Annotated in this window: 12 protein-coding genes, 1 tRNA gene and 1 pseudogene; 8 read left to right on the forward strand and 6 right to left on the reverse strand. The window is 63.0% G+C overall.

Features of this window, described 5'->3' with window-relative positions; genetic code table 11:
• Positions 1 to 9 precede the first annotated feature (9 nt).
• Positions 10 to 612 carry an OB-fold-containig protein gene (locus KRZ98_RS11680; protein WP_217673663.1) on the forward strand — a complete coding sequence of 201 codons (603 nt, stop codon included), beginning with the start codon at positions 10 to 12 and terminating at the stop codon, positions 610 to 612.
• A 25-nt stretch (positions 613 to 637) separates the two neighbouring features.
• The gene (locus KRZ98_RS11685) at positions 638 to 2,320 is read left to right on the forward strand and encodes a flotillin family protein (RefSeq protein WP_217673664.1); all 1,683 of its coding nucleotides are present in this window, start codon (positions 638 to 640) and stop codon (positions 2,318 to 2,320) included.
• A 119-nt stretch (positions 2,321 to 2,439) separates the two neighbouring features.
• Here KRZ98_RS11685 and KRZ98_RS11690 read toward each other — a convergent pair.
• Positions 2,440 to 2,513: transfer RNA gene (locus tag KRZ98_RS11690), tRNA-Gly, on the reverse strand.
• Positions 2,514 to 2,623: 110 nt separating this feature from the next.
• Here KRZ98_RS11690 and KRZ98_RS11695 point away from each other — a divergent pair.
• The 4 genes from KRZ98_RS11695 to KRZ98_RS11710 all read left to right on the forward strand — a co-directional run bounded on the left by KRZ98_RS11695 (position 2,624) and on the right by KRZ98_RS11710 (position 8,108).
• Positions 2,624 to 3,526 (forward strand): LysR family transcriptional regulator, encoded by a 903-nt coding sequence (locus KRZ98_RS11695; protein WP_217673720.1) that lies wholly within the window; start codon positions 2,624 to 2,626, stop codon positions 3,524 to 3,526.
• Between the two features lie 235 nt (positions 3,527 to 3,761).
• The gene (locus KRZ98_RS11700) at positions 3,762 to 5,873 is read left to right on the forward strand and encodes a TonB-dependent receptor (protein WP_217673665.1); all 2,112 of its coding nucleotides are present in this window, start codon (positions 3,762 to 3,764) and stop codon (positions 5,871 to 5,873) included.
• Positions 5,874 to 5,972: 99 nt separating this feature from the next.
• A complete protein-coding gene (locus KRZ98_RS11705; protein WP_217673666.1) occupies positions 5,973 to 7,088 on the forward strand; it encodes a DUF47 family protein in 1,116 nt (371 codons plus the stop codon).
• A gap of 21 nt (positions 7,089 to 7,109) precedes the next feature.
• Positions 7,110 to 8,108, forward strand: a complete 999-nt coding sequence (locus KRZ98_RS11710; protein WP_217673667.1) for an inorganic phosphate transporter — start codon at positions 7,110 to 7,112, stop codon at positions 8,106 to 8,108.
• Between the two features lie 204 nt (positions 8,109 to 8,312).
• Here the strand turns inward: KRZ98_RS11710 and KRZ98_RS11715 are convergent, their stop codons facing one another.
• A complete protein-coding gene (locus KRZ98_RS11715; RefSeq protein ID WP_217673668.1) occupies positions 8,313 to 8,507 on the reverse strand; it encodes a hypothetical protein in 195 nt (64 codons plus the stop codon).
• Positions 8,508 to 8,648: 141 nt separating this feature from the next.
• On the opposite strand from KRZ98_RS11715, the gene KRZ98_RS11720 reads away from it, so the two are divergent.
• The gene (locus KRZ98_RS11720) at positions 8,649 to 10,058 is read left to right on the forward strand and encodes a short-chain fatty acyl-CoA regulator family protein (protein ID WP_217673669.1); all 1,410 of its coding nucleotides are present in this window, start codon (positions 8,649 to 8,651) and stop codon (positions 10,056 to 10,058) included.
• Positions 10,059 to 10,173: 115 nt separating this feature from the next.
• On the opposite strand, the gene KRZ98_RS24550 is transcribed toward KRZ98_RS11720, so the two are convergent.
• A complete protein-coding gene (locus KRZ98_RS24550; RefSeq protein WP_217673721.1) occupies positions 10,174 to 10,311 on the reverse strand; it encodes an outer membrane beta-barrel protein in 138 nt (45 codons plus the stop codon).
• A 42-nt stretch (positions 10,312 to 10,353) separates the two neighbouring features.
• Between KRZ98_RS24550 and KRZ98_RS11730 the strand changes: the two are divergent.
• Positions 10,354 to 10,590: pseudogene (locus tag KRZ98_RS11730) on the forward strand (Ca2+-dependent phosphoinositide-specific phospholipase C); the annotation flags it as partial.
• Here the strand turns inward: KRZ98_RS11730 and KRZ98_RS11735 are convergent.
• Genes KRZ98_RS11735 through KRZ98_RS11745 form a run of 3 tightly spaced genes read right to left on the reverse strand, consistent with a single transcriptional unit; the run spans position 10,591 to position 14,369 of the window.
• Positions 10,591 to 12,084: a hypothetical protein gene (locus KRZ98_RS11735; protein WP_217673670.1), complete on the reverse strand. Its 1,494-nt coding sequence runs from the start codon at positions 12,082 to 12,084 to the stop codon at positions 10,591 to 10,593.
• Positions 12,085 to 12,099: 15 nt separating this feature from the next.
• A complete protein-coding gene (locus KRZ98_RS11740; RefSeq protein ID WP_217673671.1) occupies positions 12,100 to 13,272 on the reverse strand; it encodes a TonB-dependent receptor in 1,173 nt (390 codons plus the stop codon).
• Positions 13,272 to 14,369, reverse strand: a complete 1,098-nt coding sequence (locus tag KRZ98_RS11745) for an endonuclease/exonuclease/phosphatase family protein (RefSeq protein WP_254798248.1) — start codon at positions 14,367 to 14,369, stop codon at positions 13,272 to 13,274. Before KRZ98_RS11745 ends, KRZ98_RS11740 begins: the two co-directional genes overlap by 1 nt.
• Between the last annotated feature and the right edge of the window lie 223 nt (positions 14,370 to 14,592).

Raw genomic sequence — 14,592 nt, forward strand, 5'->3', positions numbered from 1 at the left:
CGATCAGCCATGCTGACGCTACTCTCATCCCCTGAATATGCGATTTTTTCGATAGCTTTAATCGTCATGCTGGGCATCGGCACCATCGAGGCAATCGGCCTTGGCATTGGCCATCTTGATATCGATGCTGGAGGCGACGGCCTTCTCAGTTGGTTGGGCCTTAAGACCGGATTGCCGGTCCTGATTTGGCTTACCGCCTTCCTTGGCTGTTTCACGCTGATCGGCTTTGCTATTCAGCAGACGGCTACGGCGGTCACCGGAACGCCCCTGCACTGGTCGATCGCTGGCGGCCTTAGTCTGATTATTGGTGGAATTTCGAACGCCTATATTTCGTCCGGGCTGGCCAGACTGATGCCCGAATATGAAAGCACGGTCATCAGTTCGGATGATTTGATAATGCGCCGTGCCACGGTGCTCGAAGGCGCATCACGACGCGGACACCCTGCGCGCGCGAAGGTGGTCGATCAGCATGGCCAAGCCCATTACGTCATGGTGGAGCCCCATCACGACAATGACATCATCGCCCAGGGTGAAAGCGCTTTGCTCGTTCGCAGGGCTGGCCCGACCTTCTTCATTCAGCCGGATATCGATACGAACCTCCGGCCGCTTTAATGCCCGCTTCTCATAGGAGGAATAGTTGCCTGCATCCCTACTCAATATCCTGATTTATGCGGGTGTCATTCTTCTCGCGCTGGTCGTTATCGGGATCATCCTTACCCGCCTTTACCGGCGGGCGACCAAGGATGTCGCGCTTATCCGAACCGGCTTTGGCGGGGAAAAGGTTGTTCTGAACGGGGGGATCATGGTGATCCCGGTCCTGCACGAACTGATGCAGGTGCGCTTGACGACCGTGAAGCTGGAAGTATCGCGCCTCAACAAGGATGCGCTGATCACGCTGGACAAATTGCGCGTCGATGTCGTCGGCCTGTTCCATATCAAGGTGAAGCCGGACGCCCAATCCATCGCGGCGGCGGCGCAGACGTTGGGCGAAGCGGTCAACAGCCCCGAAGCCGTGAAGTCCCTGCTGGATGGCAAGCTCGTTTCAGCGCTGCGCTCGGTAGCGGCGACCATGACGATGGAACATCTCCATGCCAATCGCGCGGATTTCATCCAGAAGGTGCAGGAAGCGCTGATGACCGATCTGGACATGAACGGGTTTCAGCTGGAATCGGTCAGCATTACGCATTTCGACCAGACAGCCTTTGAGCATTTCAACGAAAATAATGCGTTCGATGCCGAAGGTCTGACGGTGTTGACCCGCACGATCGAGGAACGGAAGAAAATCCGCAACGACATTGTCGCGACTAATCGCGTCGAAATCGAACAGCGCAATCTGGATGCCAACAACCAGTCGCTGGAAATCGCACAGGAGGCCGAGCAAGCCCGCCTGACGCAGGAACAGACATTGGCCGCTCGCCGGGCCGAGCAGGCGACTGCCATTGCGACAGCGGAAGCTGAACAAACACGGTTGGCAGAAATTGCGCGTATCAACGCCGAGCAGGCTAAAACCGTCGCGCAGACAGAAGCAGACAAGGTCATCCAGACCGCCACTATTTCCCGTGATGGCGCGGTGCAAACAGCGGCCATCGAACGGGATCGCAATATCGAACTCGCGCGGATCACGACGGCCGTTCAGACCGCGCAGAAATCCGAAGAGGAATCGACTGCAACGGCTGCGGCCAACGAAGCCCGTGCGCTGGCCGCCCGTGCCGAGGAAAGCGTGCTGACGGCGAAGGCGATGGAAATTGCCAATCGTACCAAAAATGTCGCAGTCATTGCTGCAACCCAGCGCGCGCAAGAGGAAGCCGTCCAGATTACGGTTGCAGCCAGCGCTGACAAGGAAGCTGCCGAAGCACGGGCTGCAGCGATGCGAACGGAGGCAACCGCAGAAGCTGACGCAGAAAAGGTCCGTGCGGAAGGCCGCGCTGCGGCATTCAAAGTCGATGCTGCAGGACAGACAGCCCTGAACGAAGCAACCAACATCCTCAATGACACCCAGACCGCTCTACTGGTGCGCAAGGCGATGCTTGAGGCACTGCCTGCGATCATCGCCGCCGCATCGAAACCGATGGAGCAGATCGACAAGATTTCCATCGTCGATGCGCGTGGCCTTCATGGCGACAATGGCGGCGCGGATGCGGCCGTCGGCGATGGCAACCTTGCCGATGCGGCCGTGGCGGCAGCCATGCGCTACCGCGTGGGCGGCCCGCTGATCGACGCACTTATGGCTGAACTGGGTATGACTGGTGGCAGCCTGAACGGCATGTTGGCCGGTGCGCCGCCTCAACCGACGACGCGTGCGCCAGACAAGAGCGAATAGTCAGGGTGAAATCATGCTCGGCCATGTCCCCGTCCGCCACCAGCGTCATCCCCGATCCCGCTAAGTCTGGGCTGGCACGGATCGCGACATGAAGCCATGATTTAAGGTGATAGAAGGGCTGGAGCGGGTAGCGGGGATCGAACCCGCATCACAAGCTTGGAAGGCTAGTGCTCTACCATTGAGCTATACCCGCCCGGCCGGGAAGCGCCCTGCCATCATCCTGGGGTCTTCGTCAATATCGCAATGCGCAATTGCGCCAAGATCGCCCTTAACCCGGCGCAGCATTTCCTCTATCAGGCGGGGATGCAAAGCCCTTCCCTGCGCCAACTGGACATTTTCGCGCAGATGGTGGCGGCGGGCAGCGTTGCCCGCTGCGCCGACATGCTGGGCGTTACGGCTGACGATATCGCCCGCGACATCGGGTCGCTGGAGATGCGGCTGGGCTATCGCCTGTTCGAGGATATGAGCGGCACCGTCCGCCTGACCCCTGCCGGGCGCAAGACGGCGCAGGCGATGACTTTATTGTCGCAGGACGCGCCGGAGGATTGGGACGAGACGGCTGCGCCCGCCCAAGTGCCGCCCGCTCCGCCGCGCCAGACGATCATGCTCGCGGCACCCGCCCCGATCTTCGGCCATTTTCAGGAAGCGCTGTCGGCGTTCGAGGCTGCGAATGAGGATATTGCGATTACGCTGGACTTGCAGGTCCAGTCGGTAACCGACGCAGCCGCCGCGCTGCGCGAGGGGCGCGCGGACATCGCCTATTTCTATGCGCTGGAGGAGCCGGCCGGTTTCGCCTCCCGCTATGGCTGGTCGGAGCCGCTCAGCCTCTATGTCGGTGCCGCCCATCCGCTGGCGCAGGCCGACAGCGTGTCGCGCGACGATCTGGCGGTTACGCCGATGCTGGCGCTGGAGCGGCATAATCCGATGCGCCATATCGTCGAGGATGCGCTGGCGCGCGGGCGGGTGCAGCTTGGCGCGCCGGTGCTGGAAAGCGACGATATGTTCGCGGTAATGACGGCGCTGCGCGCGGGCAAGGGCATTTTTGCCGCCTTTGGCGCACTGGCGCGCGATCTGGGGCGGATGGACGGGATCGGCCGCCTGCCGCTCGACACGCAATTGCCCGCGATCGAGGTGCGCCAGGCGCTGGGACCGCGCGCGGCGGAAACCCCGGCGGTCGAGGCGCTGGCGGAATTTCTGTTTCTTTAGGCCTCCACGCTTATCCCTTCTCCGTTCAGGCTGAGCTTGTCGAAGCCCCGTCCTTCTTTGCGAAGAAGAACAGCCCTTCGACAGGCTCAGGGCGAACGGATGCGGGATGGTGGCAAAGCCCCGCCTCCTGCCTGACGCACCGCAGCAAAAAGACGATGAACCGAACTTGATATGATATCTCATTCTGGATACAGGGTCACATCGACCTTCCCCGTTCCAAGGATGATGCCGCTTCATGCTCCTTTCCCCGCTCCTGCGCGCCGGCTGCGCCCTGCCTGCGCTGTGCCTCGCCCTCCCGGCCCTTGCGCAGACCCCCGACGCAGCAGCCGATCAGGCCTATCATGACAATCGCGCCGACATCATCGTCACCGCCATCATCCCCCGGCGGCAGGGCGACATCCTGTCCGGCACGTCGGTCGTCACCGGCGAGGAACTGACCCGCAACATGCGGTCGACCATCGGCGAGACGCTGGCGCGGCAGCCGGGCGTGTCGGCGACGTCCTTCGGTCCCAATGCCTCGCGCCCGATCCTGCGCGGTTTTCAAGGAGAGCGGGTGCGCATCCTGACCGACGGGATCGGCAGTTTCGACGTGTCCAACACATCGGTCGACCATGCCGTCGCCATCAACCCGCTGACCGCCGACCGGATCGAGGTGCTACGTGGTCCCGCCGCCTTGCTCTACGGATCGTCGGCCATTGGCGGCGTCGTCAATGTCATCGACAGCCGCATCCCGCGCCGGGTGCCGGACGAACCGGTCCATATCGACGCCATCACCACCTATGGCAGCGCCGCGAACGAGCGTACCGGATCGGGCGAGGTCGAAGTGCCGCTGGGCGACAAGCTCGTGTTTCACTTTGACGGCAGCTATTCCAAGTCGGGCGATCTGGACACGGGCAGCTATATATTGACCCCGGCCCTGCGCGCGCAGGCGGCGGCCAGCGGAGACGCTGACATTGCCAGCCTGGCCACGCTGCGTGGTAAGTTGCCCAACAGTGCGGCGGAAACATGGGAAGTGTCGGGCGGCGCGGCTTTGATCACCGATGGCGGTAATCTGGGCTTTTCGGTCACCCATAGCGACAATCTCTATGGCGTGCCGGTGCGCTATGCGGTGGAGCCGGGCGGCGAGGCGGAGAAGGTGCGGCTGCATATGAAGCAGGATCGGGCCGACATGCGCGCCGAAGTGCCGGTCAATGGCGGCTTTCTGGAATCCATCCGCTTCCGTGCGGGTTTTGCCGATTATCAGCATCAGGAAATCGAGGATACGGGCGAGGTCGGCACCACATTCTACAACCAGTCGATGGAATCACGGCTGGAACTGATCCAGGCCAATCGCGGCGGATGGGACGGCGCGATCGGCGGGCAATTCTTCACCCGCAAATTCCATGTCGAGGGGGAAGAAAAATTCCTGCCCCGCAACGAAACCACCCAATTGGGCCTCTTCACCCTCCAGTCGATCGACCTGGGCCAAACCCGCGTCGAGGTGGGCGGGCGCTATGAACATACCGATGTCAGCGCGGATGCGGACGCGACTTTGTTCAACCCGGCCTATGATCGCCGGTTCGACTCCATCTCCGGCTCGATCGGCGCAAGCCGGGAGATCGTGCCGGGCTGGCGCGCGGGGCTGAACCTGTCCCGTACCGAACGCGCGCCATCGGCCGAGGAATTGTTCGCGCGCGGCAATCATGCGGGCACGCAGGCGTTCGAGCTGGGCAACCCCGATTTCAGCAAGGAAAAAAGCTGGGGCGTCGAAGCCACGCTGCGCGGTCAGGGGCCGGGCTATACCCTCGCCCTGTCCGCCTATCATAACTGGTTCGACGGCTATATTTATGACGTGCAGGTCGCCGATGACGCCTGCATGGCGGTGAATGGCGGGGAGGATCTGGAATTCCCCTGCTTCCAATATAATCAGGCCAAGGCCCGCTATCTGGGCTTTGAAGCCGAAGCCACGGTCAAGTTGGCGCAAGTCGGCAGCTACGCCATCAATTTCGATGGCGTTGCCGATTATGTCCGCGCGACCGTGACCGATTCCGGCCCGGCCCCGCGCATCCCGCCGATGCGCCTGCTGGGCGGGCTGGAAGCGCAGGGCGATCGCCTCAGCCTGCGCGGCGAGGTGGAACATAGCTTCGCGCAGGACCGGATCGCCGCGACAGAGACGGAAACGGGCGGCTTCACCCTGGTCAACGCATCGCTGGCGTGGAAGCCGATCAAGGGCAATGACCGCACCACCATCATGCTGTCGGCCAATAATATCTTCGACGTGGAGGCCCGCCGCCACGCCAGTTTCCTGAAGGATTACGCCCCGCTGGCCGGGCGCGACATCCGCATCACCGCACGCCTGTCCATCTGACGCTTCGTCCAGAAATGCGCCTTTAGCGCATTTCGAGACAAACTCTGGTGCGACGGGGTCGATTGCGCATTGTGACAATTTCGTTACAAGGCGCGACTAATGCGCCAGATTGCTGCCCTCCCTTATGCGACCCATGCCGACGGATCGATGCAGATATTGCTGATCACGTCGCGTGACACGCGGCGATGGGTCATTCCCAAGGGCAACCGGATCAAGGGGCTGGCCGGCCATCGCGCGGCTGAACTGGAAGCCTTTGAGGAAGCGGGTATTCATGGCATCGCCTGCCCCGCCTCGCTTGGCCGCTACAGCTATGACAAGCGCAAGCGCAACGGTGCCGCGCGGGAGGCAAGCGTCGAGGTGTTCCCCCTTGCCGTCACAGGCCAATTGTCGCAATGGCCCGAACAGGGGCAGCGCGAACTGCGCTGGTTCCCCGTGGCAGAAGCCGCACGCGCGGTCGCCGAACCCGATCTTCAGGCAATCATCGCCGCCTTTCGCAAACCGCCCCGCGATCCGGGCCGGTTCGTGCGGATGCTGCTTTGGTTCAAGGACAAGCAAAGCGAAAGGACTGGAATGCTCGCCTGGTTTCATGCGTTGATGCCCAAGCAGGGCCGCTTTTTCGAGCAATTCGAAAATCATGCGGCAACCTTGGTCGCCGGCGCCGATGCACTGGCCCGGCTGCTCAAGGGCGGGCCGGACATGATGGTCCATATCAAGGAAATTTCCGACCGGGAACATGAAGCGGACGACATCATCCGCGACGTGTTGCAGGACGTCCGGCGCATCTTCGTCACCCCGTTCGACCGCAGCGCCATCACCGGGCTGATCGGCGTGATGGACGACGCGATCGACCAGATGAACCAGACAGCCAAGGCGATCGCCCTCTATGAGGTCAAGACATTTCCGCCGCAGATGCAGGATATGAGCGCGCTGATCGTCGAATGTGCGCGGCTGGCGGCCGAAGCGATGCCGTTGCTGCGTTCGCTCAACCTGAACGCCACGCGGCTGCACGACCTGACCGAACGTCTGGTGACGCTGGAAGGCCATGCCGACATATTGCACGAAGCGGGCCTCAAGACGCTCTATGCCGCCGCGCGCGAGGGCAATCCGATGGATTTCGTCGTCGGGCGGGAAATTTATTCCCACCTGGAAAAGGTCACCGACCGGTTCGAGGATGTCGCCAACCAGATTTCCGGCCTGGTCATCGACCACGCCTGACGATCCCGCCGGATAGAGTCCATGGACCCCATTGCCTTCCCGCTGCTGGTCGCGCTGATCGGCGTCGCGCTTGCCTTTGACTTTCTCAATGGCCTGCATGACGCCGCCAACTCGATCGCGACCATCGTGTCGACCCGCGTTCTCAAGCCTCAATATGCGGTCGCCTGGGCCGCCTTCTTCAACTTCATCGCCTTCCTCTTCTTTGGGCTGCATGTCGCGACCACGGTGGGCAAGGGGATTGTCGATGCCGCGATCATCGATCCGCAGGTGATTTTCGGCGCGCTGATGGGGGCGATTTCCTGGAACCTCATCACCTGGGCGCTGGGCATCCCCTCCTCCTCCAGCCATGCGCTGATCGGCGGGCTGCTGGGCGCGGGAACGGCCAAGGCGGGGCTGCCTGCAGTGATCTGGACCGGCGTGTTCAAGACCAGCGCGGCGATCGTCCTGTCGCCGGCCATCGGCCTGCTGCTGGCATTGTTGCTGGTGCTGATCATCAGCTGGATATTCCGCCGCTTCACGCCCCATGGCGCGGACGGGGTGTTCCGCAAGCTCCAGCTCGTCTCCGCCTCGCTCTATTCGCTGGGTCATGGCGGCAATGACGCGCAAAAGACGATGGGGATCATCGCCGTGCTGCTCTATTCGCAGGGTATGTTGCAGGGCGAATTTCATGTGCCCTTCTGGGTTGTGATCAGCTGTCAGGCGGCGATGGGCTTTGGCACGCTGTTTGGCGGATGGAAGATCGTCCACACCATGGGGTCGAAGATCACGCGGCTCAGCCCGGCGCAGGGTTTCTGCGCGGAAACCGGGGGCGCGATCACCCTGTTCATGGCGACCCATCTGGGGATTCCGGTGTCCACCACCCACACCATCACCGGCGCGATCGTCGGCGTGGGTGCGTCGCGGCGGCTGTCGGCGGTGCGCTGGAACATCGCGTCACGCATCATCGTCGCGTGGGTCGTGACCCTGCCCGCCGCCGCGCTGATCGGTGCGGGCTTTTATTGGGTCACGAAGTTCTTCTGATCATCCTCCCATTTTGGGGAGGGCAGTCGCACAGGACGTGCCGCGATCCCTCCAACGTCATGCTGAATTTATTTCAGCATCCATTTCTCGTCACAAACAATTGCTTGATCTGGAGAAATGGACCCTGAAAAAAGTTCAGGGTGACGGTGAAAGAGGGGACGGCTCCATAGGCGATAGTCCTCCCCTTTTGGGGGAGGATGGCCTTTACGCAACCCGGCCGAGCCGGTGGTAGAGATTGGCGTATTTGACCGATTCCGGCTGGTCCTGAATCTCGCGCAGATAGTGGACGATCGCGGTGCGGATCAGGCCGAAATCTTCCGGCGAGAAAACCGCGCGCGAACGGGCGGGCTGGGGGTGGCCGCCGGTTTCAGTCCTATTTTCCATCGTGTCCGTCGTCATGATCCTGTCCTTATGTCTGCAAGCCGTCCGTGCGGCGATGGACAGTGAGTTAGACATATTGGCGCGATGCGGAAGGGCGATGAGTGGCCACGTGTCACGATAAGATTTGGTCATATTGTCATTCTATGACATCATGACTGTATGGCAGACGCAATCGACCGCAAACTTTACCTTGGCCCCAAGCTGCGCGTTTTGCGCCGCGAACTGGGACTGAACCAGACCCGCATGGCCGAGGAACTGGGCGTTTCGCCCAGCTATCTCAACCATCTGGAGCGCAACCAGCGCCCCCTGAGCGCGCAGATGCTGCTGCGGCTAGCCAATATTTATGACATCGACATTCGCGACTTTACCGCGCGCGCGGCCGACGGCGGATCGGGCGAACTGAGCGAAATATTGTCCGACGCGCTGGTTCGCGACATCGGCATTGCCCGCGACGAAGTGCTGGAAGTGTCGGAAAATTATCCCGGCGTCAGCGAAGCCATCGCCCGATTCTATCGTGCGCTGAGCGATCTGCGCCGCCTGCCCGGTGAAGCAGCGGCGGGCGAACGCGGCCCCGCCCCGCTGGTCGCACCGATCGACTGGCTGCGCGAGACGATCGCGCGGGCGGGCAATCATTTTGCCGAGATTGACGCCGGGGCCGAAGCCATCGCGGCGCAGTTGAATGATGATCCTGCCCTGTTGCAGGCGGACCTGCGCGCGCGGTTGAAGGACCGGCACGGCATGGCCGTCCAAGTCGTCCGCGCCGATGTGCTGGCGGGCACGTTGCGCCATTATGACATGCACCGGCGGCGGCTGATGCTGAGCGAGCGGCTGGCCGCGTCCGGGCGGCTGTTCGCCATCGCCTATCATCTGTGCGCGCAGAAACTGGCCGACGCGATAGCCGCGCAGGTCGCCCGCGCCGCTCCGCCGGACGAGGATAGCCGCCGCCTCGCCACCATTGCGCTCACCAACTATGCCGCCGCCGCGCTGATCATGCCCTATGACCGCATCCGCCAGGCGGCGGAGCAATGCCGCCACGACCTGCCCGTGCTGCGCGACCGGTTCGGCGTGTCGAGCGAACAGCTGGCCCACCGCCTGACCAGCCTCAACCGCACCGGCGCGCGCGGCATCCCCTTCTTCATGGTCAGGATGGACCGGGCGGGCATCATATCCAAGCGCTTCGATGGCGAAGCCTGGCCCTTCGCCCGCTATGGCAGCACCTGCCCGCGCTGGGACGCGCATGGCGCAGGCGCGGTCGATCAGGTGAATGTGCAGTTGATCGAGACGCTGGACGAGCGCCGCTTCGTCACGTTGGCCATGGCGCTGCCCCAGCCACCGGGCGCACGCGGCCGCGCGGTAATCGCGCTGGGGTGCGAGGCGAAACATGCCGGGCGGATCGTCCATGCCGACGGCATCGACCCGGACAAGGACGACGCGGTCGAAGTCGGCCCCACCTGCCACCTATGCGAACGCCGCGCCTGCCCCGACCGCGCGCTGCCCCCGGTGACGCGGGCGCTGGATTTGCATGGGTATGAGCGGACGAGCGCGCCGTTTCCGTTTAGGCGGGTGTGAGGGGGGATTTGGGGCCGATTTGGGACCGTCAGCTTTTGGTGCGAAATTGGAAATAGCGGACGTTTTCCCCGCTGGTCGGAAAGGGGCGGAGATATCCTCCGCCCACTGCGAAACATCAGAACCTGTAGGATAGACCCGCCAGAACACGGTGACGATCAAAGTTGCCGTCGCCCTCGCTGAGGTCGAAATGGCGATATTCCAGGCGCGTCGAGACATTGCTTGTGAGCTGGCGCTCGACGCCGCCGCCGATCAGCTAGCCATCGCGATTGCCGGCTTCGCGTTGACACCGGACATATCGGAAATCCGCGATGCCGTACGCAAGGGGTATCTGGTCAGCACCCGCGCGGACATCGACACCGTCGATGCGCGACAAGGCACAAACGACCGTCGCGACGCGGCGCTTGCGAGCGGCGCACAGATTATATCGACCGACTATCTCACCGCGCCGAATATCTACGGCAATGGCTACCACCTTGCCCCTTTTTCAGGAGCTTGGCGCCGCAACAGCGTTGTGCGCCGCTGCCCCCGATAATCATTCCTGCCTGAGATACAGCGTTCCCTCACCCAAAGGCGGTGATGTAGGGCGATAGCCATGGGCGACGGCCCAGGCAATTAGGGATGAGTCGAGACCCTGCGGACTGGCTGGAGAAGGCGCGCTTTCCAGCCCCGTTACGATCGCGGCGGGCGGGTACCGGGTCAGTCCCTCTGCAACGCTTGCGCCATTCAGCACATGGAATGCGTGCTGTTCCGCCCGGGTGAGAAGGTCGCGCGTCCGGAACAGGAAGGGACCGGCGGCAAAGCGTGGATCGAGTGGAATGCCGCTGTCCACCACCCGCTCCGGTGCGAGACTGACGATTGGATCTGCAATGGCGGAGGCGCGCACGCTTTGCCCGATCGCATGAGCATCGCGCGTCGCCGACAGGATCGGGCTGTGGCCGCTGGCGATGTTCGGTGTGATACGGATCAGCGTGTCCGCCGCCCCTGCCATCATGCACAGCGCCAAGACCTTGATCGCTGCGGGGCGGTGCCAGAAGGGCGCATCCAGCATCAATCCGAAACGCAGGAACAAGGCAGGCAGCAGCGGTACCAGATATTGCGCATAAATGGGTCGGGGCAGCCATGCCGCAATCAACCCAGCAACGATCACATAGTCGAGCAGACCTGTCGTTATCGAGGATTTGACGGATCGACGCAGGATGGCCACTCCCATCGCGACAAGCGCAAGCAGCGCCGATCCCTGCGCCAGAAAACGCAGCAGCCGCAAGGCGCTGAGCGGGGCTTCCACCATATAGGCGCGCTGGTTCAGCATCTGCCATTCCAGCGGCGCCTTCAGGCTATAGTCGATGATGCCGAACCAGGCCGCATCCGGCGCGATGGCCCACAGGATCAGGGTCGGCAATCCACCCGCGATCCCGCCCGCCGCCAGTGCGAGGACGCTCATCGGGCCGAGCCGTCGAATATTGACCAGCGCGAACAGGCCGATGGAGGCGGCGGGCAGGCCATAGCTGATCTTGGCCGAAGCCGCCGCGCCCAGTAGAAGCCCGGCGAGCATGAAGAATGGCGGGCGGCGTGCCGTGCCGAGCGCGTCGATGAGCAGCGCGAGACCGGCCATGTGCAGGAGCAAAGGCAGGGCATCGTTCCGCGCGACCGTGGCCGCAAACAGGAAAGCATGGCTGGTGACGAGCGCCATGGCTACAATCCCGGCGCTGCGCGGAGTCCCTCCCACGCTGCAAACGGCCCGATATAACAGCGCCGCCGCCCCCGCTGCACATAGGGCATTGACGGCGCGCAGGGCAAGGAACAGCCAGCCCTCGCACAGCCGGGCCAGCGGCGCGAAGAGCAGGGGTTGCAATGGCGTCTGGAGATAGGCGAAATCGCGATAGGGCAGGCCCGATCGCATCAATGCTACCGCGGCGACATATTGCCCTTCATCGTGGTCGATCGGCCGGAGCGCCGCAATGCCCAGCAGAACGGCAAGCAACAGCAGGAAAATGCACAGCGGGGAAGCGCGGACAGCCTTGGTCATCACAGGGCTGGTTGCTTACCAGCCCATGTCGGCGCTGAACATGACGGCGCGGGTCTGATCGACGGAGTGGAGGCTACCCATGGCCGTCGGACCGGAGAGGCCGATGCTGACCAGGCGGCTGGGATTGATGAAGCGGGCGGCAAGGCGCAATCGTTGGCGACCCTGTTGCACGGGCGTATATTCGATGCTGCCTTCGGCGCGCAGAGGCGATTGCTGGGTGCCAAGAGCGGCCAGCGCCGCGCGGCCGGTGCGAGATCCCTGTGCCGCGACACGCCACGCCCCGCTGGTCCATGCGGCTGCAAGGGCCATTTCCCGTTCTTGCACGGATCGCCCGGTCATGGTGTCCACCGCTGCCTGCTGATAGCGAACGGACCAGTCGAGATGCGGGGTCAGCTGGTGCCGGGCCATCATCTTCACGCCCAACAGCCGGGCGGACCCGATATTGGTGGGCAGATAGGCGCGGTCGGCAAAGGACAGGCCGTTGCGGATGTCGGCGCGATAGAGGCTGGTCGTCACGATCATGTCCCCGCCCGACCATTGGCCGCCGATCGACGCGACCCGGCTTTTTTCGGGGCGGAGGGAGCGACGCAAAGCCTCGAAATCGGGGCGCGAAAGGCCAAGCGGGCCGGTAAAGCCGGTATCGCCATAGGCGCGCATGGACTCTTCATAGTCCATCGACAGCGTGATTGCAGATGTGGGACGGTAGTGGACGACGGCTTTGGGCAGGAACCAGTCGCGCGCGCGCAGCCGATCATCATCACTGCCGATCGTCACATTGGCATTGCGATTGCTGACTTTCAGCCCGGCAAAGCCCAGCGTCATCGCGACCTGATCGGAAAGAGTGAAATGATCCTCGACCGATAACATCCGCGTGCGGCTGCGCGGGCGGTGGTCGTAGCGTGATGCACCCATAGCGGGTAGAATATCCGCCTGCGCCCCGATGAGCCGGCGGCTCTGGCGCTGGAGGCGCAGGGCCACGACATGGTCTGGCTCATCACCGGGCAGCGGGCGGATCGCGCCGATCCAGCCATAATCCGGGCTGGTCCTGCGCGCCTCCAGCAGGGGCGATCGCCGGATCGCAGGCTTCAGCGTGAAGCTGATGCTTTGGTCGACGAATATGTCCTGTGCCGATGCGGTGCCGCCCTGGAGCGCCAGCGCGATCAGGCCGAGCAGATACAGGCCGCGCATCAGCGATACTCGCTTTTCTGCGCAGGGCTGGCATCGGCCAGCGCCAGTTGCGGGCGCTGGCTGTCATAGGCGATGACATAGCCGAAATGATCAGAGAGCGGCTGACCGTCAGGCTCAGACCCGAACGGCACATGCGCACCCTTAACGACAAGCGCGGTACCCAGACCGGCGCGCGCGAAGATCCAGTCCTTGCGGCGCTGAGTGGCGTGGATCAGGTCATCGCGCGCCTGCGGAACGGGGATCGCAGCCTGTTGCAGGGCGATCTGCGCGCCGCCCTGCGACGCGGCCACGAAGGACAGGCCATAGCGGGAAAAGCTGTCGAAGAAGATGCGCGTACGATCGCTGTTGCCGCCAATATTCATGTCGCCGCCAATCATCAATGTGCGGTCGCGCGGGACGGCACCGGCGATGAAGCGGGCGGTCAGATCGACCTGCCGCGCATAGGCCGCCAGCGATCGCGCCACGGAAACGCCGGACGCCTTGCGCGCGTTGAGGTGGATATTGACGATGGCGACGGGCTTCTCTTCGCCAGGCACCTGTATGTCGGCGATCACCACGCCTTTGTTGGCGAGGCAATCGAACCCGGCGCAGGCGAAATCGGGGAAGGCGAGGCGCTGAACGCGCATGATGGGATAATCGGACAGGATGATGAGGCCGCTGTCGGTCTGTTTCCCCATCGCCTCGCCACGATCCCACCGGGCATCGGCAAGAAAGGCCCGATCCTCCGTCGCAGGCGCGATCGGCGAGCGCATCAGCCGATCCGGTCCGAACGTCATGTGCCGATAGCCGGATGTGCGCGCAATCTCTGCCGCTTGCGGCGTGAACGCTTCCTGCAACAACAGGATATGGGGCTGCTGCCCCCGTTGCCGCATGGCGCGCAGACGCCCGCCGATCCGCGCCAGCGCGGCATCCCGATCAAAAGCTATCGGCCAGGGCAAACCCTTGATATTATAGGTCATCATGGAAAGTGTCGTATTGCCACCGTCCGGCAATAGCTGCGCCATATCGAGACGATATGGTAGGCTGCTGCTGGTCGATCCGGTCGCGACGAAACTGACCAGCCCTGCAAACAGCATGGCCCGCATAGTCTTGTACATGATGATGCCCCCCAATGGCTGGCGTGGTCATAGCCTGCCAATGAGTCGTCCGCGTTTCTTCCGCACTGCAATATGATGAAAGTTCGAAGGCGGACCGCGTCACTGATCCGACCAGTAATTGTCATGCAGCGAGCGGAAGGCTCCGTCTGGTCCCTTCATAGAGGGTGAAGAGATCAGCGAAATGCGCGTCCATCGTGCGCGTGTCGGCAGCGGCTGAGCCGGC

Source organism: Sphingobium sp. AS12, assembly GCF_019097845.1.
In the GTDB taxonomy this organism is placed as follows: domain Bacteria; phylum Pseudomonadota; class Alphaproteobacteria; order Sphingomonadales; family Sphingomonadaceae; genus Sphingobium.